At 50.4% G+C, this 21517-nt stretch carries 21 protein-coding genes; 9 read left to right on the forward strand and 12 right to left on the reverse strand.

The features are described 5' to 3' along the window. Nucleotides 1-16: 16 nt before the first annotated feature. From citT to uspG, 4 genes are all read left to right on the forward strand, one after another. Nucleotides 17-1480 carry a citrate/succinate antiporter CitT gene (citT, locus tag SK36_RS14850; RefSeq protein WP_045441017.1) on the forward strand — a complete coding sequence of 488 codons (1464 nt, stop codon included), beginning with the start codon at nucleotides 17-19 and terminating at the stop codon, nucleotides 1478-1480. Nucleotides 1481-1590: 110 nt separating this feature from the next. Beyond that, nucleotides 1591-2397 carry a ribonuclease I gene (gene rna, locus SK36_RS14855; RefSeq protein ID WP_048221874.1) on the forward strand — a complete coding sequence of 269 codons (807 nt, stop codon included), beginning with the start codon at nucleotides 1591-1593 and terminating at the stop codon, nucleotides 2395-2397. Between the two features lie 146 nt (nucleotides 2398-2543). Then, a complete protein-coding gene (gene rnk / locus SK36_RS14860; RefSeq protein WP_045441015.1) occupies nucleotides 2544-2954 on the forward strand; it encodes a nucleoside diphosphate kinase regulator in 411 nt (136 codons plus the stop codon). Between the two features lie 202 nt (nucleotides 2955-3156). After that, on the forward strand, nucleotides 3157-3585 hold the full coding sequence (gene uspG / locus SK36_RS14865) for a universal stress protein UspG (RefSeq protein WP_005120854.1): 429 nt from the start codon (nucleotides 3157-3159) through the stop codon (nucleotides 3583-3585). 69 nt (nucleotides 3586-3654) lie between these two features. On the opposite strand, the gene SK36_RS14870 is transcribed toward uspG, so the two are convergent. The 6 genes from SK36_RS14870 to ahpC all read right to left on the reverse strand — a co-directional run bounded on the left by SK36_RS14870 (nucleotide 3655) and on the right by ahpC (nucleotide 10311). Beyond that, on the reverse strand, nucleotides 3655-4422 hold the full coding sequence (locus SK36_RS14870) for a dimethyl sulfoxide reductase anchor subunit family protein (protein ID WP_048221875.1): 768 nt from the start codon (nucleotides 4420-4422) through the stop codon (nucleotides 3655-3657). Further along, complete coding sequence (locus SK36_RS14875) at nucleotides 4422-4979, reverse strand: 4Fe-4S dicluster domain-containing protein (protein WP_045441010.1); 558 nt, start codon at nucleotides 4977-4979, stop codon at nucleotides 4422-4424. Before SK36_RS14875 ends, SK36_RS14870 begins: the two co-directional genes overlap by 1 nt. Further along, nucleotides 4976-7252: a molybdopterin-dependent oxidoreductase gene (locus SK36_RS14880; protein WP_048221876.1), complete on the reverse strand. Its 2277-nt coding sequence runs from the start codon at nucleotides 7250-7252 to the stop codon at nucleotides 4976-4978. Before SK36_RS14880 ends, SK36_RS14875 begins: the two co-directional genes overlap by 4 nt. After that, nucleotides 7242-7802: a TorD/DmsD family molecular chaperone gene (locus tag SK36_RS14885; protein ID WP_048221877.1), complete on the reverse strand. Its 561-nt coding sequence runs from the start codon at nucleotides 7800-7802 to the stop codon at nucleotides 7242-7244. The genes SK36_RS14880 and SK36_RS14885 overlap by 11 nt, the downstream gene beginning before the upstream one ends. 225 nt (nucleotides 7803-8027) lie before the next feature. Next, entirely contained in the window at nucleotides 8028-9593 is a 1566-nt protein-coding gene (gene ahpF / locus SK36_RS14890; protein WP_048221878.1) for an alkyl hydroperoxide reductase subunit F, read from the reverse strand. Between the two features lie 154 nt (nucleotides 9594-9747). Next, nucleotides 9748-10311, reverse strand: coding sequence for an alkyl hydroperoxide reductase subunit C (ahpC, locus tag SK36_RS14895; protein WP_002894394.1), 564 nt, complete (start codon nucleotides 10309-10311; stop codon nucleotides 9748-9750). 373 nt (nucleotides 10312-10684) lie between these two features. Between ahpC and dsbG the strand changes: the two genes are divergently transcribed. From dsbG to SK36_RS14915, 4 genes are all read left to right on the forward strand, one after another. Next, a complete protein-coding gene (gene dsbG / locus SK36_RS14900) occupies nucleotides 10685-11431 on the forward strand; it encodes a thiol:disulfide interchange protein DsbG (protein WP_045441000.1) in 747 nt (248 codons plus the stop codon). 202 nt (nucleotides 11432-11633) lie between these two features. After that, nucleotides 11634-12539, forward strand: coding sequence for a DNA-binding transcriptional repressor CitR (citR, locus tag SK36_RS14905; protein ID WP_045440998.1), 906 nt, complete (start codon nucleotides 11634-11636; stop codon nucleotides 12537-12539). Between the two features lie 168 nt (nucleotides 12540-12707). Further along, the gene (locus tag SK36_RS14910) at nucleotides 12708-13931 is read left to right on the forward strand and encodes a phosphoadenosine phosphosulfate reductase (RefSeq protein WP_045440996.1); all 1224 of its coding nucleotides are present in this window, start codon (nucleotides 12708-12710) and stop codon (nucleotides 13929-13931) included. Beyond that, the gene (locus tag SK36_RS14915; RefSeq protein ID WP_048221879.1) at nucleotides 13916-14533 is read left to right on the forward strand and encodes an IbrB-like domain-containing protein; all 618 of its coding nucleotides are present in this window, start codon (nucleotides 13916-13918) and stop codon (nucleotides 14531-14533) included. Before SK36_RS14910 ends, SK36_RS14915 begins: the two co-directional genes overlap by 16 nt. On the opposite strand, the gene SK36_RS14920 is transcribed toward SK36_RS14915, so the two are convergent. Further along, nucleotides 14534-15694 (reverse strand): pyridoxal phosphate-dependent aminotransferase, encoded by a 1161-nt coding sequence (locus SK36_RS14920; RefSeq protein WP_048221880.1) that lies wholly within the window; start codon nucleotides 15692-15694, stop codon nucleotides 14534-14536. It abuts the gene before it with no gap. 132 nt (nucleotides 15695-15826) lie between these two features. Between SK36_RS14920 and SK36_RS14925 the strand changes: the two genes are divergently transcribed. After that, on the forward strand, nucleotides 15827-16915 hold the full coding sequence (locus SK36_RS14925) for an oxidoreductase (RefSeq protein WP_048221881.1): 1089 nt from the start codon (nucleotides 15827-15829) through the stop codon (nucleotides 16913-16915). 11 nt (nucleotides 16916-16926) lie between these two features. On the opposite strand, the gene SK36_RS14930 is transcribed toward SK36_RS14925, so the two are convergent. From SK36_RS14930 to SK36_RS14950, 5 genes are all read right to left on the reverse strand, one after another. Beyond that, a complete protein-coding gene (locus SK36_RS14930; RefSeq protein ID WP_045440988.1) occupies nucleotides 16927-17124 on the reverse strand; it encodes a YbdD/YjiX family protein in 198 nt (65 codons plus the stop codon). Nucleotides 17125-17187: 63 nt separating this feature from the next. Next, nucleotides 17188-19293, reverse strand: coding sequence for a pyruvate/proton symporter CstA (gene cstA / locus SK36_RS14935; protein ID WP_045440986.1), 2106 nt, complete (start codon nucleotides 19291-19293; stop codon nucleotides 17188-17190). A gap of 184 nt (nucleotides 19294-19477) precedes the next feature. Next, entirely contained in the window at nucleotides 19478-19891 is a 414-nt protein-coding gene (gene entH / locus SK36_RS14940) for a proofreading thioesterase EntH (RefSeq protein ID WP_045449489.1), read from the reverse strand. A gap of 2 nt (nucleotides 19892-19893) precedes the next feature. After that, the gene (gene entA / locus SK36_RS14945; RefSeq protein ID WP_048221882.1) at nucleotides 19894-20649 is read right to left on the reverse strand and encodes a 2,3-dihydro-2,3-dihydroxybenzoate dehydrogenase EntA; all 756 of its coding nucleotides are present in this window, start codon (nucleotides 20647-20649) and stop codon (nucleotides 19894-19896) included. Beyond that, nucleotides 20649-21506 (reverse strand): isochorismatase, encoded by an 858-nt coding sequence (locus tag SK36_RS14950; RefSeq protein WP_045440982.1) that lies wholly within the window; start codon nucleotides 21504-21506, stop codon nucleotides 20649-20651. The genes entA and SK36_RS14950 overlap by 1 nt, the downstream gene beginning before the upstream one ends. Nucleotides 21507-21517: the final 11 nt, after the last annotated feature.

Consider the following 21517-nt stretch of genomic DNA (forward strand, 5'->3'; position numbering starts at 1 on the left):
TTCCGGAGAATCATTCATGTCTTTATCAAAAGATAGTATATGGAAGTTATTCGCTCCATTGATTGTAATGGGCGTCATGTTTCTTATCCCCGTCCCAGATGGAATGCCTCCACAGGCCTGGCACTACTTTGCCGTGTTTGTGGCGATGATTGTCGGTATGATCCTCGAGCCAATCCCGGCAACGGCGATTAGCTTCATTGCCGTCACAATTTGCGTTATCGGCAGTAATTACCTGCTTTTTGATGCCAAAGAGCTGGCTAACCCGGACTTCAACGCCGGTAAACAGGCTCTGAAATGGGGGCTGGCAGGCTTCTCCAGCACCACTGTGTGGCTGGTATTTGGTGCTTTCATTTTCGCACTGGGTTATGAAGTCACCGGCCTGGGCCGTCGTATCGCGCTGTTCCTGGTGAAATTCATGGGTAAACGTACCCTGACGCTGGGCTATGCGATTGTTATTATCGACATTCTGCTGGCGCCGTTTACACCGTCCAACACCGCGCGTACCGGTGGTACCGTATTCCCGGTTATCAAAAACCTGCCGCCGCTGTTTAAATCATTCCCGAACGATCCTTCCGCTCGCCGTATCGGCGGATATCTGATGTGGATGATGGTTATCAGTACCAGCCTTAGCTCCTCTATGTTCGTTACCGGCGCTGCGCCGAACGTGTTGGGCCTGGAGTTCGTTAACAAAATCGCGGGCATTCAAATCAGCTGGCTGCAGTGGTTCCTGAGCTTCCTGCCGGTCGGGATTATTTTACTGATCGTTGCCCCGTGGCTGTCCTACGTTCTGTACAAACCGGAAGTAACGCATAGTGCCGAAGTTGCCGCATGGGCCGGTGACGAACTCAAAACTATGGGTAAACTGACCCGTAAAGAGATGACCCTGATAGGTCTGGTTCTGCTCAGCTTAGGGTTGTGGGTCTTCGGTGGTGAACTGATTGATGCGACTGCAGTAGGTCTGCTGGCAGTCTCCCTGATGCTGGCTCTGCACGTTGTTCCGTGGAAAGACATCACCCGCTATAACAGTGCATGGAACACGCTGGTTAACCTCGCTACACTGGTGGTGATGGCAAACGGTTTAACCCGTTCTGGCTTTATCGACTGGTTCGCCAATACCATGAGCACCCACCTGGAAGGCTTCTCGCCTAATGCGACTGTCATCGTACTGGTGCTGGTGTTCTACTTTGCTCACTACCTGTTTGCCAGCCTTTCTGCGCATACCGCAACCATGCTGCCGGTTATTCTGGCCGTCGGTAAAGGTATTCCGGGCGTGCCGATGGAACATCTGTGTATTCTGCTGGTTCTGTCCATCGGTATCATGGGTTGTCTGACTCCGTATGCAACCGGCCCTGGCGTAATTATCTACGGCTGCGGTTACGTGAAGTCAAAAGACTACTGGCGTCTTGGCGCGATCTTCGGCGTAATTTATATCTCTATGCTCCTGCTGGTCGGTTGGCCGATTCTGGCAATGTGGAGCTAATCTCCCCGCTCAACGCATAGCTAAAATGATGCCAGTCAGCTAAACCTGACTGGCATTTTTTATGGTTAAATAGATGACATTCAGAAATCATATAAGTATCCGAATTCATCATGACATCAAGATGGCGTTATTGTTCTTTACTGGCTACGCTTGTGCTCCCGGTTTCAGTGGCTCAGGCCGACGAGCTTCAGGCAAAACAGTACAGCGATTTTAGCAGCTACGTGCTGGCACTCTCCTGGCAGACTGGGTTTTGTCAGAGTCAACATGAACGTAACCGTCAGGAACCCGACGAATGCCGCCTGCAAAAAGAGACCGCAAACAAAGCGGATTTCCTGACCGTTCACGGCTTGTGGCCAGGTCTGCCTAAATCAATCGCCGCGCGCGGTGTGGATAATCGTCGGTGGATGCGTTTTGGCTGCGCAACTCGCCCTATTCCCAACCTGCCGGAAGCCCGTGCCAGTCGTAAATGTGCCGCACCACAAACCGGTCTGTCACCGGAAAGTGCGGCAAAACTAAGCACTGTGATGCCCGGTGCCGGTGGTAAATCCTGCCTGGAGCGTTACGAATACGCCAAACACGGGGCCTGCTTTGGTTTTGACCCTGACGCATACTTCGGTACGATGGTGCGTCTGAATAATGAAGTAAAGAACAGCGCATTGGGCGTCTTTCTTGCGGACAACTATGGAAAAACGGTCAGTCGCGATGATTTTGACGCAGCAATTGCCAAAACATGGAGCAAAGAGAGCGTGAAAGCGGTGAAATTAAGCTGCCACGGTAACCCGGCTTATCTGACGGAAATTCAATTTACGCTTAAGGCCGCTATGATTAACGCCCCGCTTTCTGCGACATCGTTCCTGTCACAACCGCATCCTGGTAACTGCGGTAAACGATTCGTACTTGATAAAGTCGGTTATTGATCGCCTGAATGTGAACTAAATCACTTCAAACCTGGGGTAAGTCTCAGTATCATCGGTGAAGTTAAACCCTTGCCGCCTGACGGTGAGGGTTTTCTTTTGGGATTATTTACCTGCGCACCCGCAGTATCGACGACATGGAGTAATAAATGTCCAGACCAACTATCATCATTAACGACCTCGATGCCGAACGCATTGACCGCCTGTTGGAGCAACCTGCGTTTGCTGGTTTACCGATTGCCGACGCTTTAAACGCCGAGCTGGATCGTGCCCAAATGTGTTCTCCAGAAACCATGCCGCACGATGTGGTGACCATGAACAGTCGTGTGAAGTTCCGCAATCTGAGTGATGGCGAAATCCGTGTGCGTACTCTGGTGTATCCGGCCAATATGACTGACAGCAATACTCAGCTTTCGGTAATGGCGCCCGTTGGTGCCGCCCTGCTGGGTCTGCGCGTTGGCGACACTATCCACTGGGAGCTACCAGGCGGTACATCAACTCACCTTGAAGTCATTGCGCTTGAGTACCAGCCTGAAGCAGCGGGCGACTACCTGCGCTAACTCTGTCTTATCAAAGCACCCGCTTTATCTTACAGGGGATGCATCCGCATCCTCTTTCCGGTTTCATTCCTCCCACCGTTGCATTAGCTTTATTGCTGTTTCCCGCACTTCTGTTGGCAAAACATAAATCTGTGTCGTGACTGACAGAATCATATTTAATAGTATGCTGTTATGTATTCATGTAATGACAAGGAGAATGCTTATGTACAACACAATCATAATGCCTGTTGATGTATTTGAAATGGAACTGAGCGACAAGGCTGTTCGCCATGCAGAATTTCTGGCACAAGATAAAGGTGTGATCCACCTGCTGCATGTGCTTCCGGGTTCAGCCAGCTTAAGCCTGCACCGTTTTGCCGCTGACGTTCGCCGTTTTGAAGAGCATCTGCAACACGAAGCAGAAACTCGTCTGCAAACTATGGTCGGCCACTTCAGCATCGATCCTTCGCGGATCAAGCAGCATGTCCGCTTTGGCAGCGTGCGTGACGTCGTCAATGAGTTGGGTGAAGAACTGAATGCGGATGTAGTGGTCATTGGCTCACGCAATCCGTCAATTAGCACGCACCTCCTCGGTTCTAACGCCTCCAGCGTGGTTCGCCATGCAACTCTACCGGTACTGGTTGTGCGTTAATTCGAACTAAGATAAGACAGAAAACCCCAGCCAGGATTTTACCTGGCTGGGGTTTATATTTTATGGCCCTCAGTACAAATGACCAATATTCACGATGGTGCTGACGGTATCACCAAAGAAGGTCAAACGACTCAAAAACACGCCAATGAACAGCAGTACAAAGAGTGTTTTCGCTCTACGTTCACCATTGCGGCTCAGCACGAACGCCACCGCCAGGCACACCAGACTTGCCAGGTAAAGCGGGGATGTAAGCCAGGCATGAGCCGTCATCTGCATGATTGTTCCACCACTTAGCCAGATAATCGGCGCGACAATCAGTACCGCCATGCAGACCAGGATCCCCTGACGCAATGCAGCAACTGCCGGCGTGAGATTCAACAGTGGGATCGCCGCACAACCCATTACCCATACAGTGATAAAGAACAGCAGCATCGTCAGACCATTGGCGATAGCGACCATCGCTGGCGCGGCATAGGTCATGCCCTGCACCGCCACCAGCGCCATACCGAGAAGGGATGCCAGTACAGCCGGGATCTTATGCCCTTTAGCCAAAAACGTTACGCCGACCGCCGCGCCGTATAACGTTGCGCCGAGAATTTCGCGGCTCAGCCAGGCGTGCTGTAAGTTAATCAGGGCATTGTAGGCACGATCCGGATGCGCGAGGTGTAATACCGCCGCAACGGATGCCACCGCCAGTAACAGTCCGCTGACCAGCCAATAAAGACGTTTACTTTCCAGTTCTCCACGCAGCGTACGCAACGTCAGGATTAACGTCATCCCCACCGACATCTGGCTGAGTACGGTAAAGACCACCAGAGGAAGTTCGTATTTTTCCATTACTTGCCCTCCGGTTGCTTCGGTTGACGTGCCAGTATGAAACGCGTCCCGGGGTTAAGCTGCGGCATACGCGGGAATCCCGGCGGGTACTGCACCGCATTATTTGGTATGGGGTCGGCATCCAGGTCAATAAGCGTCAGCGCCCCCACCGGGCAGGCATTCACACACGCCGGATTCATACCGATATCAAGACGCTCGTAACACATACTGCATTTTTCCGCTTTTTTCGTTTCCTCATTAAAGCGCGGAGCGCCGTAAGGACAATTGCGGATACAGTTTTTACACCCGATGCAGCGCTCCGGGTTATGCACAACCACGCCGTCTTCACGTTTGGTGTATGCCTCTACCGGGCAGGCTGCAAGACAGGCCGGGTTTTCACAATGGTTGCAGGCCAGCGAGTAAAATGCCCGCTCCTCATGCGGATAAATTTCTTTATCCAGCGGATAGACATAACGCCAGTACCGCTCCGGCTCCAGTTGGTTAAAACTTTTACACGCCATCGCGCAGCCACGGCAGCCGATGCACTTATCGCTATTGACTAAAAACGCGCGTCTCATGCTGCGGCTCCTTTACTTCCCAACAGAGTAATATCAACAAATTGACTGTGAATGGCCGCACCTGGCGCACCGGTCGCCATTTTGCCCATATCTGCCGGAGTGTCCTTAACCACGTTCTGGACGTTGTAACTAAGCTTATTGAACCAGGATTCATACATCACAAGGAAATCTTCCGGGACGTTGGTAGTGATTTTGGCGCGCAGCTCAACGTGACCCGCCTCGTTGAAAACTTTGACGAGATCGCCTTCAGCAATACCCTTTTTCTGTGCGGCAAACGGATGGATATAAACGAACGGTTCAGGCCAGAAAACCTGCATCCAGTCCAGATTTACGAACTGTGAATGCAATCCGTACTGGAGGTGAGGTGTAAACAGGTGGAACGGCAGCGTTCCCATGGCACCAGCTTTATATTCAGGTAAGGCAGTGTGGCCATTTTCCGCACAGCGCTCAGATTTAAACTCGTACTTGCCAGATGGCGTTTTGAATTTGCGATCATACCAGGCCGCAGAGCTGACCATTTTCGCTTTGCGAGGCCCTTCAAGCAGGTCGTCCCAGCCAGCAATCCCAAATTGTTTACCCATCGCCTCATTGAATTCCTGATCCAGCCAGCTTTTGGCATCAAACTCTTGCGGGAAGGTACACGAACCAGGTTCCAGTTTATTGATGGTTTTAGATAACAGTGCGGCTATTTCCGGGTCGCTTTTGCACTCATACAACGGTTTAATCGCCGGTTGGTTGACGGATAACCAATAGTGCCAATAAGACGAAGATACATCCCATTGCTCAAAGGTTGTGGTGACGGGTAATACAATATCCGCATGCTGAACAGTCTCGTTAAAGAACTGATCGACGCAAACCACCATTTCCAGTTTGTCGAACGCTTTAACCATCTTGTTGCGATCGAAATCCTGGGCAAACGGGTTTTTAGAGGCCACCCATAACATTCGTACCGGTGGTTCGCTGGCGTCGAGAATGCCCTGTGCCGTCTGGTTGATATTCAACGCACGATCAGAGTATTCGCTTTTTTCACCACTATCGCTGACAAACTCACCCACCGGGCCACCAGCACCTTTCATCCCCACAGAACCCTCTGGCGGTTTCTGCATCATGCCGTGGTAACTGTAGCCCCAGGTTTGCAAATGTCCGTAGCGAGCGCCGCCACCTTCAATACCGATATTGCCAGTCATCGCCACAAAGGCATCGATCGCTCGCACGTTTGCACCGCCATTGACGTGCCGCTGCATACCGTAGCCAATCCACACGGTGGCAGGATTAACAGCGGTAAACTCCTCCGCCAGCTCGCGGATAACTTCTGCTGACAGACCACAAATTTCTGACGCCCACTCAACGGTGACGTTATTACGCAGATAGTCTTCAAATTCCGCGTAGCCATGGGAATAGTTGTTCACAAAATCCTGATCAACCAGCCCCTTATCCACCAGATGCCGTGCCATGCCGAGGGCCAGCGCGCCATCTGAACCAGGGCGAACACGCAGGTACAGGTCGGCTTTTGCTGCCGTTTGCGTCAGCAGCGGATCAATAACGACAATCTTCGCGCCTTTTTCCCGAGCCTGGTAGATGTACTTCATTGTGTGCATGGAGCACCACGCCGGGTTTGCCCCCCAGATGATAATGTATTTTGCTTTCACAAAATCTTCCGGATCGTTACACCACATATCCCCCATATCGTAATTCTGAGCATCAATACCCGCAGGCCAGCACGGTGTACCGGCGAAGCGCGTGGTGTACCCCAGAGAAGACATCATCCCTTCAACGGCATACCCCATCACTCCGAGGTTGCCGGAATATTTAGACAGAGCCAGCCCCAGCATTGAGCCGTCTTTCTTTTTGATTTCCAGCATTTTTTTGGCAATCCGTTGCATCGCCTCATCCCAGGAAACCCGACGCCATTTGCCGCTACCACGGCCATCCTGAACCATTGGATATTTAATGCGATCGGGGCTGTACACCCGGCGAGGATAAGTCAGTCCTTTCACGCAAGGCGTCCCGTGGGTAAATGTGGACTCCGTAGCCCCTTCCACAAAGGTGATCACATCATCTTTCACCCAGGTTTTCAGGCTGCAGGTGTCGTAGCAGTTACGTGGGCATGCATTGCGATGAATAGTGTAAGTTTTAGGGTTAAATGGAACTGGCGGTTGCGCGTAAGCACAGCGCGATGACAATAATCCCCCCGGTAAGGCGGCTACAGCACTAAGTGCAGCCAGTCCCTTTAAAAAAGAACGTCTGTTCAGAAGTCCCTGTTCATTGCTCATATGATACTCTCGTTATTAATTCACCAAGCCAATAAGATAATTTTTCCGCTATGTTTTGCAGTGCGGCGGTTTGTGCATTTATTTTGATTTTATCGATATAATCCGGCACCCATTTCGCTATATATTCCATTACATACTGATTAAATACCGGAATATATTCAGCAGATTTTCTGGCATTGGCACTCAGTAAAACAGCCAACTCCAGGACATAAGAAATATGATCATCTGGCATGCTATTTTCTTGATTTGCAGACAATCCGAGTTTTTCCATGAACTCCCGGTGGCACAAGGTGGCTTTTCCCATCACCAGCGCCTCGTCTTCCAGGTACACCGAGGCGTAGGGTGCAGCTTTCAACGCTAACGGGCCGACAAAAAGCGCATTGAAATCGTATTCGATATCCAGCCAGTCCTGACCAGTGAAATTACCCGATTCATCAGCCAGTGAAATATAAGCAGACTTAAGTGAACCCCCGTCATAAGAAATAAAAAAATCACGTAACAACAACCCTGCCGACTCAAATTTCGTCAGGGCTTCATAATTTAAATCCATGAATGAAAAGCCCCTCATTCACATAATGAATATATGTAACAAACAGAGGCGTTATAATATCGAAAGGGCTAAATCATTCTTTGATTAAATAAATCATTCGCTACGTTAAAAACGATGTCTTATCAGATTTATTGTTTCAAGAATTGACAATAGGGGGCGGGGAAAATAAAAAAACCGCCAGTGGGTAACTGACGGTTTTGGTTTTGCAGGTGAGTCTTACTTTTCTTATGCTGTAGTTGTACGAATCAGATAATCAAAGGAGCTCAGCGATGCTTTCGCGCCCTCGCCGGTGGCGATGATAATCTGTTTGTACGGTACGGTAGTGCAGTCGCCAGCCGCGAAAACGCCCTTCACGCTGGTTTCACACTTGGCATCGATGATAATTTCACCCATGCGGTTACGTTCAACGGAGCCTTCCAGCCAGTTGGTATTCGGCAGCAGGCCAATCTGAACAAAAATACCTGACAATTCGACATTGTGGACATCGCCACTGACGCGATCGCGATATTCCAGACCGGTAACCTTGCTGCCATCGCCTTTCACTTCGGTTGTTTGTGCATTCAGAATGATATCGACATTTTTCAGGCTGCGAACTTTATTCTGCAGAACCTGGTCAGCCTTCATTTCCGGAGCAAACTCCAGCAAAGTCACATGCTCAACAATACCAGCCAGATCGATAGCCGCTTCAACGCCAGAGTTACCACCGCCAATGACTGCTACGCGTTTACCTTTAAACAGCGGGCCGTCACAGTGTGGGCAATAGGTAACGCCTTTGGTGCGATACTGGTCTTCGCCTGGAACGTTCATGTTGCGCCACTTAGCACCGGTCGCAATGATTATACTGCGCGCTTTCAGTACCGCGCCGGAAGCGGTTTCAATCTGATGCAAGCCACCTTCCGTCGCCGCCGGAACCAGTTTGCTGGCGCTCTGGCTATCAATGACATCAACATCATAATCATCAACGTGTGCTTTCAGTGCGCCTGCCAGTTTCTGCCCCTCGGTTTTCGGCACCGAGATATAGTTTTCGATATCAACGGTATCAAGTACCTGACCACCAAAGCGTTCGCCCATCAGGCCGGTTCGAATACCTTTACGCGCAGAATAAACTGCAGCAGCAGCCCCAGCAGGACCAGAACCGACGATCAGCACATCGTAAGCGTCACGCTTATTCAGCTCTTCCGCTGCACGTTTCTCTGCGCCAGTGTCCACTTTTGCCACGATTTCAGTCAGCGTCATACGGCCCTGACCAAACTCTTTACCGTTCATATACACCGCCGGAACGCCCATCACGTTACGATCGGTAATCTCATTCTGGAATGTGCCACCATCAATCGCCGTATGTTTGATACGCGGATTCAGAACCGCCATCAGGTTCAGTGCCTGCACCACGTCCGGGCAGTTATGGCAGGACAGAGAGTAATAGGTTTCGAACTCAAAATCCCCGTCGAGGGCGCTGATCTGCTCCAGCAGAGACTGCGCCTCTTTAGACGGATGACCACCGGTCCACAACAGTGCCAGTACCAGTGAGGTAAACTCGTGGCCCAATGGGGAACCGGCAAAACGCGGCCCCTGGCTGGAGCCCGGATTCGTAATCAGGAACGAGGGCTTACGTACTGCCAGAGTGTTGTCTTCTTTGAAGGTGACTTTCTCTGAAAGCTCAGCAATTTCAGTCAGCAGTTCCTTGATTTCTGCCGATTTAGCGCTGTCATCCAGCGTTGCAATCAGCTCAACAGGTTTGGTCAGTTTCTCAAGATAAGCCTTGAGCTGGGTTTTCATATTTGTGTCGAGCATTGTTCTTCCCTCTCTGAAAACATCATCATGCAAGCCGACTTCGCGGGACTGCATTAATGCAACTTGCGTCATGGTGCTGGAATGAAACAGGCGCAAATTTGCGCCTGTGGAATGCCGGATGCACTGCGTTTATCCGGCCTACAAATTATGCGACTTAAATCTTACCAACCAGGTCCAGAGATGGAGCTAATGTGGCTTCGCCTTCTTTCCATTTCGCCGGGCAAACTTCGCCTGGGTGAGAAGCAACGTACTGAGCTGCTTTAATTTTACGCAGCAGGTCAGACGCATCACGGCCGATACCTTCAGCGGTAACTTCGATTGCCTGAATGATGCCCTGCGGGTCAACAACGAAAGTTGCGCGGTCAGCCAGACCTTCATCTTCACGCATGTTGTCAAAGTTACGGGTCAGGGCGCCAGTCGGGTCACCGATCATCGCATATTTGATTTTGGCGATGGTTTCAGAACTGCTGTGCCATGCTTTGTGAGTAAAGTGGGTGTCGGTAGAAACAGAGTAAACGTCTACGCCCAGCTTCTGCAGTTCTTCATAATGGTCTGCAACGTCACCCAGTTCGGTCGGGCAAACGAAAGTAAAGTCAGCCGGGTAGAAGAAGAAGACACTCCAACGACCTTCGGTATCTTTCTCGGTTACTTCGATGAACTCACCGTTTTTGAACGCCTGGTTTTTGAAAGGTTTAATTTTTGTATTAATCAAAGACATCTGTACTTCCTCCGTGTTTTCGTTGAGGGATAAGTTAACGAAAATCTCTTCTCAGGGCTAATGCGTTTCCTTTATCAAATCAATAAGCGTTAACTAACAACCGACTCAACCCATTTTGATAACTCTAAGCCAAAAGTAAAAAAGGCCCCCTTTGCAGGGAGCCCCATTACCCGAGTTACCCGCAGATAACTTCAGTGCCAGCAGTGCTGGCTAAGTGTTGCGCTCTACATTACCTTAACAAAGGTTGTAACAGCGATTGGGATTACATCACCCAGCGAACGAAAGGGCAATCGACAGACTGTCGGTCTTACCTATGGCTGTGATAGGTTTTACAACTCAGCCCCCTTTCCTTCTGATTTTATAAGGAAAATCAATGCTCAAACGTACATTACTCTTAGCCCTGTTACCTGCCGTCGTACACGCCGAAGACCTCCCGGACGCCGTTAAAGCGATTGAGAAACAAGGCATTACAATCCTGAAGCCGTTTGACGCGCCGGGTGGGATGAAAGGCTACCTGGGAAAATACCAGGACATGGGCGTGACTATCTATGTCACACCAGACGGAAAACATGCTATCTCCGGCTATATGTATAACGAAAAAGGCGAAAACCTCAGTAATGAGCTGATAGAAAAAGAAATCTATGCACCTGCAGGGCGCGAAATGTGGCAGCGTATGGAAAAAGCACACTGGATCCTGGACGGCAAAAAAGAGGCTCCGGTTATCGTCTATGTATTTGCCGACCCTTTCTGCCCGTACTGCAAACAGTTCTGGCAGCAAGCGCGTCCATGGGTTGAATCTGGTAAAGTTCAGTTACGAACGCTGCTGGTAGGCGTGATTAAACCCGAAAGCCCGGCTACTGCGGCGGCAATTCTGGCAACCAAAGATCCGGCTAAGACCTGGCACGACTATGAGGCCTCCAGCGGTAAAATGAAACTGGACATGCCGGCATCTCCCCCTTCAGAGCAACTGAAGGCACTGAATATCAATCAAAAATTAATGGACGATTTGGGCGCTAACGTGACACCGGCAATCTATTACATGAGTAAAGACAATACATTGCAACAGGAAGTAGGTTTGCCAGATAAGGAAAAATTGAACATCATTATGGGCACTGAATAAAGATAATACGATGAGTGATTATTATCATTTTCATATCGATCGCTCATCACACTTTTTCCTCGTACAATTAACACAGGCTGTGCTACTTTAGTTTTAGTTAACTGTTCATTAAGATTTAAATGGATATGTGCTAAGAATGATTAATAACTTAGACATAATGAAACGGAATATTTCAGAGCAAAGCTAAGACAGGAATGGATATATGGCTAACCTTTACGACCTCAAAAAATTCGATCTCAACCTGCTGGTTATTTTTGAATGCATCTATCAACATTTAAGTATTAGCAAGGCAGCTGAAACGCTGTACATTACGCCATCCGCAGTCAGCCAGTCGCTACATAGATTACGCACTCAGTTTAATGACCCTCTGTTTATCCGCTCCGGAAAGGGAATTACCCCTACCGTGACAGGGATAAACCTGCATCACCATCTCGAAAATAATCTCAATAGTCTGGAGCAGACAATAAATATAATGAATAACTCCACTCTGAAGAAGAAATTTATCATTTACAGTCCGCAAATTATTACCACCACAGGCGTGATGAAGTTAGTTCAATATCTCAGAGAGGATTCGAACGTTGAAATTGAGCATCGGGATATCTTAATGTCTGCAGAAACAGCTGAAGATTTATTGGCTTACCGAAAAGCTGATCTGATAATCACGCTGTCACAGATTGCTAATCGCTCAATTATATGCACCCCATTCAAAACCATCGAAAACGTGTTAATCTGCAGCGGAAATCACCCAAGGATCAATCAATCCAGTACACTTGAACAAATACTGGAAGAGCAATTTACATTATTTCTCTCCGATGACTCAGGCATTAAAGAATTTCAATCAAGAGCGAGTTCTTTTTTAACCAATCGTAAAATCGGTTTCTACAGTGACTCTTTAATTTCCATAACTAATATCATAGCCACTACCGATATTATTGGTCTGGTACCGCGAGAGGCTTACGACTTTTATGCAGCACCGCTTAATCTTAAACAGATTAAAATTGATGTGGCATTACCCAAAGTACAGCTTTTTTTAATGTACAACCGAGCATCACTTAATAATCAGGGATTCGCTAATACCATAAAAAAAATAACGGATAGTGGAATGTGATTTGATACAACAGGTTTTTACACAATACATTCATGGAGAAAATGTCATTACGTAACAAATACAACATTTGAATATTTATATATAAAGATTGCACGATACGCAAAATAGCATATCTTATTACGAGCATTTATTATGAATGTCACCCGTAATATCTCATATGGATTTGATATGTCTGTTTACAAAATCCCGCTTAAACAAAACGTACTTGAAGCGGCCCAGGAACGCATATCCTGGACGCTAGAGACTTTACCTCGCATATGTGTTTCGTTATCAGGAGGTAAGGATTCCGGGCTAATGCTGCATTTAACAGCAATGCTTGCACGCCAGTTACATAAAAAAATCAGCGTCTTGTTTATCGACTGGGAGGCACAATTTTCATGCACAATCAATCATATAGAGGAGTTACGCGAACTTTATTCTGATGTTATCGAAGCGTTTTATTGGGTGGCGTTACCGCTAACAACACAAAATTCACTCTCACAGTATCAACCCGAATGGCAGTGCTGGGAACCGAATGCACAGTGGGTTCGTCAACCTCCCGCAGATGCTATTACCGATCCGTCTTATTTTCCCTTCTATCAATCCGGCATGACCTTTGAGCAATTTGTTCGCGAATTTGCTGATTGGTTTTCTGAAAAACGCCCAGCAGCCATGATGGTAGGTATACGTTCAGATGAGTCATATAACCGCTTTGTAGCGATAGCTAACTCGCGAAAACAGCGCTTTGCCGATGATAAACCCTGGACCACCTCAGCGCCTGGGGGGCATACCTGGTATATCTATCCCATTTATGACTGGAAAACTGCTGACATCTGGACGTGGTTCGCTAAAACGCAAAAGCCGTGTAATCCCTTGTATAACCTGATGTATCAGGCTGGCGTTCCTACACGTTACATGCGTATTTGTGAACCGTTTGGACCGGAACAACGCCAGGGGCTATGGCTGTATCATGTTATAGAGCCTGAGCGCTGGGCAGCCATGTGCGCCCGCGTTAGCGGCGTGAAAAGTGGTGGTATTTATGCCGGGCAGGACAACCATTTTTACGGTCACCGGAAAATATTGAAGCCAGAGCACTTAGACTGGAAAGAGTATGCCCTGTTACTGTTGAACAGCATGCCAGTGCCAACGGCAGAACATTACCGCAACAAAATTGCGGTCTACTTACAGTGGTACAGGAATAAGGGAATAGATGACATTCCTCTGATGCAAGAGGGTGATATCGGTTCAAAAGATATTCCGTCGTGGCGGCGTATTTGCAAAGTGCTCCTGAATAATGACTACTGGTGCCGCGCCCTTTCATTTAGTCCCACTAAACCTAAAAACTACCAACGTTATAGCGATCGTATGAAAGCAAAACGTCACGAATGGGGACTCTTATGCAACATCGATTAACTCAGGAACTTACCGGGTTTCTTTCTGGTTTGTCAGAAGAAGAACGAATTGATGCCATCAATGAATTCAGAATGGCAATTCACAGCGTCAGTCCATTTCGTAATGAACCGGTAGATTGCGTGTTATGGATAAAAAACGAACATATCTCTCCAAATGATTACAACCCGAACAACGTTGCTCCTCCGGAGAAAAAACTGCTACTGAAATCCATTGAGGCAGATGGATTCACACAACCTATTGTCGTCGTTGAATCAAGCGCAGAAGAGTATGAGATTGTCGATGGTTTTCACCGCCATGAAATAGGCAAAAACAAACCTTCCCTGAAATCACGGTTAAAAGGTTATCTTCCCGTCACCTGTTTACATCGTGAACGCCATGAACGTATGGCGGCGACAATCCGCCATAACCGTGCCCGCGGGCGGCATCAAATTCACGCCATGTCTGAAATCGTGAGAGAGTTGTCGCAACTGGGTTGGAGCGAAGAGAAAATAAGCACAGAGTTGGGAATGGATAATGACGAGGTGTTGCGACTGAAACAAATCAACGGCCTGCAAGAGTTATTTACCGACCGTCGATTTTCCAAAGCCTGGACTGTGAAATAGCTACAGCGAAGACAGGCGTTCTGCCGCCGCCAACAGCGTCGATTCTTGCTTGGCAAAACACAGACGAATCAGTTTATGTGGGAAAGGATCGGCGCAGAAAACGGACAGCGGGATTGCCGCGACACCTACCTCTTTGGTCAGCCACTGGCAAAACTCAACATCGTTGAGTTCAGAGACTGCACTGTAATCGATCAGCAGAAAATAAGTCCCTTCACAGGGCAAAATTTCCAGCCGACTGTCACGCAGCGCATCCACCAGAACATCACGTTTTTTCTGATAAAACGTCGGCAGGTCACGATAATGCGCTGGATCTGCCCGCAGCATATCCGCCAGCGCCAGCTGTGCCGGCGTGTTGACTGAAAAAGTCAAATACTGATGCACTTTGCGCAACTCTGCGCTGATGGCCTGTGGCGCAACGCAGTACCCGACCTTCCAGCCGGTCATATGATAGGTTTTTCCAAACGACGAAACGGCGACAGCTCGCTCCCGCAACTGCGGATGCGCCAGCACGCTGGAGTGCCCGTGCGCGGCAAAGCAGATATGTTCATAGACTTCATCGCTAACGACAAAAATCTCATGCCCTTTAATCGCCTGCCACAGCGCGTCGAAATCCGCATTGCACCAGACTGTCGCGGAAGGATTATGCGGCGTATTGAGAATAACCAAGCGGGTACGATCGCTGAGTAACCCGGCAAACTCCTGCCAGTCCACACGAAAATGCGGCGGTTGCAACGCAATGCGTTTCACTACGCCACCGGATAACGCCACTGCAGGCGCATAGCTATCGTAGCTGGGATCAAAACAGATAACCTCATCTCCGGGTCGAACCAAAGCTGTAATAGCGGCATACAACGCTTCTGTCGCACCTGCGGTGATCGTAACTTCGCTATCAGCATCTGGCTTGTAGCCGTACAACCCGGCGGTTTTGTCAGCGATGGCTTCGCGAAGCGGCTGTACACCCGTCATCGGCGCATACTGATTCGCGCCCTGCGCCACATGATATGCCAGGCGTTGTTGTAAATAGTGCGGGCCGTCAAAATCAGGAAAACCCTGGGAGAGGTTAATCGCCTGATAAGCCTGCGCCAGCGCGCTCATTTGCGTGAATATAGTGGTACCTAAATTTGGCAGTTTGCTTTGCACAATCAGCGGGTTATTACTCATTATTGTTATCCCAGCGGGTGATGTTGTTGTTGAAGCCACTATAACACGATGCTAGTATTTGGCAATCAAGACGTTCAGACGTCTATATAAAAATAACCTGCCTCGACAGGACAGCCAAAAGGACAACACAACATGAGTAATACCGAGATTCGCGTCGTCACCGGCCCGGCCAATTATTTTTCCCATACCGGTAGCCTTTCCAGGCTGGAAGATTTTTTCTCTGCCGGGCAACTCGCGCGGGCCGTCTGGGTTTATGGCGAACGGGCCATCGCCGCTGCCCGTCCCTGGCTGCCCGAGGCGTTTAATCTCACCGGTGCAAAGCATCTGCTCTTTACCGGACATTGCAGTGAAACAGATGTGTGCCAACTGGCAAAAGATGCGGGAGATGACCGCAGCATAGTGATTGGCGTGGGCGGCGGAGCACTGCTCGACACGGCTAAAGCGCTGGCTCGTCGGTTGAATTTACCTTTCGTGGCAATCCCAACCATTTCCGCCACCTGCGCGGCCTGGACTCCCCTCTCTGTCTGGTATAACGATGCCGGTCAGGCACTGCATTTCGAAATATTCGATGATGCCAATTTCCTGGTGCTGGTGGAGCCGAGGATCCTACTCAATGCACCGGAGGAGTATTTACTGGCGGGTATCGGTGACACGCTGGCGAAGTGGTATGAAGCCGTCGTACTTGCGCCACAACCCGAAACCTTGCCACTAACCGTACGTCTTGGGCTCAACGGCGCACTGGCGATCCGCGACGTCCTGCTCGAAAGCAGCGAACAGGCGCTGGCAGATAAACAGCGTGGCGAACTGACCCAGGCTTTTTGCGATGTGGTGGATGCGATTATTGCAGGTGGCGGAATGGTTGGTGGTCTGGGTGAGCGTTACACTCGCGTGGCAGCAGCACATTCGGTACATAATGGCCTGACCGTGCTCCCACAGACGGAGAAATTTTTACATGGCACCAAAGTGGCGTACGGCATACTGGTGCAGAGCGCGCTGTTGGGACAAGACGATGTGCTGGCGCAATTGATTGCCGCTTATCAGCGCTTCAATTTACCTACCCGGCTGGCCCAGTTAGAAGTAGATATCACTAACCACGCCGAGATCGATAAAGTGATTGCGCATACTCTGCGCCCGGTGGAATCTATTCACGCGCTGCCGGTGACATTAACACCAGCAACCCTGCGTGCCGCATTTGAAAAGGTGGAGTCGTTTAGCGTGTGAGATGAAGAGCATTAACAGCAGCGTGCGCCGCCTTTCCCACCATAGCGCGCATCCTGCCGCTCACGGAAGAATTCTTCATAGCTCATAGGTGCCTGGTCCGGATGTGTGACGCGCATATGCTCAACATAATTGTCGTAATCTGGCACGCCAATCATTAATCGGGCGGTTTGGCCTAAATATTTGCCGGCTTTTGAGAGCGTTTCAAACATAGTAATTCCCTATCGTACAAACGCCCTCCCCGTTCAGGAGAGGGCTTATTGGTTAAGAGAATTTTAGTGCGCGCCTTTCGCCTGCGCCACAATCTCTTCAACATTCTCTGGCATCGGTTCGTACGGTGTTTCTTTCGATGTTGGTTTGTCCTCTTTCAGTGCTGCCAGCGCTGTTTTGATGGAGAACAGACCCAGTACCACCACGACGACCATGAAGAAGACAGTCAGCCCGGCGTCAAGACGGTTGTTAAACACCAGTTGCGTGAGCTGTGACTGAGTATACTGCGCCGGAATGTTACCGCTGTCGATCATAGCCTGGAACTTGTTAGCGATAGCCAGGAAACCAATTTTCGCATCAGGGCTAAACGCTTTCTGCCAGCCAGCGGTCAGCGTACAAATCAGCAGCCACGCCGTTGGTACCAGGGCTACCCATGCGTAACGCTGGCGCTTCATCTTGAACAAGACCACGGCACACAGCATCAGCGCCATACCTGCCAGCATCTGGTTGGCGATACCAAACAGCGGCCACAAAGTGTTGATACCACCTAATGGATCCACCACGCCCTGGTGCAGGAAGTAACCCCAGGCCAGTACGCATAGCGCTGTCGCCAGCAGGTTAGCAGGCAGCGAGTCGGTACGCTTCAGGCTCGGCGACACCACGCCCAGCAAGTCTTGCAGCATAAAGCGCGCGGCTCGTGTACCGGCATCAACCGCCGTCAGAATAAACAGCGCCTCAAACAGAATGGCGAAGTGATACCAGAACGCAACATCCATCATGCCACCCAGCGCACCGTGCAGAATGTACGCCATCCCCACAGCCAGCGTTGGTGCACCACCTGCGCGGGAAATAATGGATTGCTCCCCGACCTCATTGGCGATTTGATGCAGAGTATCCGGGGTGATCGCAAAGCCCCAACTGCTCACTACCTGTGCTGCAGAAGCCACCACATCTACTGTACCCGCCGGAGCCAGCACCGCCATCGGGCTGTTCATCGCAAAGTAAACGCCCGGATCGATGATACAGGCGGAGACCAGCGCCATAATAGCGACAAAGGACTCCATCAACATCCCACCGTAGCCGATAAAACAGGCCTGCCCTTCATTCGCCAGCATCTTCGGCGTAGTACCGGAAGCGATCAGCGCATGGAAGCCAGACACCGCCCCGCAGGCAATAGTAATAAACAGGAACGGGAACAGGTTACCAGTCCACACCGGACCGGTACCGTCAACGAACTTGGTTAACGCAGGCATGGTCAGCGTCGGGCGCATGATCAAAATACCCACCGCCAGGCCAACAATCGTCCCGATTTTCAGGAAGGTAGAGAGGTAATCACGCGGAGCCAGCAGCAGCCATACCGGCAGCACGGCTGCCACAAAACCGTAGCCCACCAGCATCCAGGTCAGTTGCACGCCGGTAAAGTCAAAGTACGGTGCCCAGGTCGGGCTTTCGGCAACCCAACCGCCGGAAATAATGGCAAATACCAGGAACACCAGGCCAATGACTGACACTTCACCAATGCGACCTGGACGCAGATAGCGCAGATAAACGCCCATAAAGATCGCCAGCGGGATAGTGAACGCCACGGTGTAGGTTCCCCACGGGCTGTGAGTCAGCGCTTTGACGACGATCATCGCCAGTACCGCGAGGATAATCACCATAATCATGAAGCATGCCACCAGCGCAATAACGCCTGCCGTCGGCCCCATCTCTTCTTTCACCAGTTCGCCAAGGGAACGGCCATCGCGACGGGTTGAAACGAACAGCACCATAAAGTCCTGCACCGCGCCCGCCAGAACTACCCCGGCCAGCAGCCAGATCATCCCCGGCAGATAGCCCATCTGCGCCGCCAGCACCGGACCGACTAGCGGACCTGCCCCGGCGATTGCCGCAAAATGGTGACCAAACAGCACTTTTTTATCGGTGGGAACATAATCCAGACCGTCGTTATGGCGCACGGCTGGCGTCATACGCGTCGGGTCAAGCGCCAGTACATTTTTAGCGATGTACAGGCCATAAAAACGATAGGCAATAAGATAGACACAGACCGACGCTACCACTATCCACAGCGCGTTGATCTGTTCACCACGGTTTAACGCAATATATCCCAGGGCAAATGCTCCCATGACGGAGAGCAATGTCCAGACGAGGTATTTCCCTGATTTGTTCATAGTTGTTATCCGTTTGCGTGTTCCAGAAAGATGTTACATTTTGTTTCTATAACATCTTTTCCGGATTTAACAACCTGACAACCACATAAACCCGAGACACTACTGACTATTTACATTGCATTGTTAACTAGATCACTTCATTTACCTGTTAACAATGCAATTTCATTTTACTCTGTCGGCAACTTCACCCCATCACCGCAGTTCCTAAACGACAGGTACAGCAGCGACGTCCCTGCTCATCAAAAATCACGATTTCCCAGCTTTGGTTTTGACGACCGAGATGCAACGGCTGGCAAACACCACGCACTTTTCCCTGCGAAACCGCGCGATGGTGCGTCGCGTTCAACTCCGTGCCCACCACACATTGTCCGTCGCGAGTCATCAGGTAGCCCGCCATCGATCCCAGCGTTTCCGCCAGCGCCGCCGACGCGCCACCATGCAGCAGACCAAACGGCTGATGGGTACGAGCATCCACCGGCATTTCGGCTTCCAGTACATCATCACCCAGTCGGGTATAGTTGATACCTAAATGCGCAACCAGCGTGTTCTGACTGGTTGCATTCAGTTCATCAAGGGTTAAATGTCGTTTCCAGATCATCGTCATGCTCCCAGCGTAGAGCCGCCGTCCACCACGATGTCCTGCAATGTAATATGGCTGGCCAGATCGGAGGCGAGGAATAAAATGGTGTTGGCAATTTCCTGCGGACGGGCGATTTTCCCTAACGGAATACCGAGCTTAAACTGCTCGCCAAACCCACGAATACGCTGCTGTTCGGCGTCATCACTGACCCACAACGTACGCTGCATATCAGTATCGGTCGATCCAGGAGAAACCACATTACAGCGCACACCGCTGCCTGCCAGTTCCAGACCGACAGTCAGTGCCAGGCTTTTCAGCGCGGCTTTTGACGCCCCATAAGCACTCATACCGATCCGCGGCGTGTGCGCTGCATCAGAAGCTACGGTCACTATCGCCCCGCCCTGCTGGCGACGAAACTGCGCCATCGTCTGCTGAAACAGATTAAACGCGCCACCGACATTGACAGCAAACGTCTGCTGCCAGTCTTCCTGGCTCAGTGCGTCAGTTGGCCCCATACGCAAAATCCCAGCGGCATTGACCAGCACATCCAGCCGCTCACTCTTTTGCAACACGCGCTGACACACCTCAGCCACCTGCCCGGCATTTGCCACATCCAACACTTCAGTGGCAAACGGGTACACATCCTGAGAAAACTCACGATCAAACCCTGTTACCCGCGCACCGGCGTCAACAAACGCCAGTGCCGTGGTGTAACCAATACCTTTACCTGCGCCAGTCACCCAGACAGTTTTACCTGCGAAATCAAACCTGGCCATTACTTCACCTCGCGGGAAAGCAGTTTCCACCAGGCGTCAATCGTCGGATTTTTCGCCAGCATCACGAAGTCGATATCGCTATGCACTTTACGCCAGCGTGCCGCCAGCGCCATCATACGCACTGAATCCAGACCGTAGTCGATTAGATTTTCATCATCCATCGGCTCATCGGACTCATCCAGCAGCGGCAGAATAACGCTACGTAGTGCCTCTTTACTGGTGGGAACAGGTGTCGGCAATAACTCCTGCGTCATCACCACGCGACCGGAACGCCCTGCCACATATTTCAGCGACATCATGTGTTCGTCACGACTAAAGTCCGCCAGCGCATCGGCCACCATAAACGGCTTGATATCGCGCATAAAGGCATCCGTTGCCGTAGTCATACACCCGATATGGGCATAAACGCCGGTAATAATCAGCTGATTACGTCCGGTCTCTTTCAGCATCTGTTCCAGCGGAGAGCGATGGAATGCGCTGTAACGCCATTTCACCAGAATGGTATCCGCTTCGTCCGGCGCCAGCGCATCAACGATTTTTTGCTGCTCAGGCGAGCGTGTCAGACCCGGTCCCCACATATCATTAAGCAGGGCCCGATCTTCATCGCTCTGATCTTTCGGCTGTGCGGTGTAATAGACGGGGATATTGTGTTCTTTGCAGTACTGGCGCAGCGCGGCGATGTTCGCCACCACCTGCTTCATCATCGGGCAATTTTCGCCCCAGAAGCTGATAAAGTAATCCTGCATATCGTGTACCAACAGCGCAGCACGCTCTGGTTCAAACGCCCAGTCGACTTTGTTCACCGGAACATCAAGCGCTGTGGGCAGTGCATAAGCCTGCAGTTTAGGAATCGCCATCTTTTATTCTC

This window comes from Citrobacter sp. MGH106, from assembly GCF_001037495.1.
GTDB lineage: Bacteria > Pseudomonadota > Gammaproteobacteria > Enterobacterales > Enterobacteriaceae > Citrobacter > Citrobacter murliniae.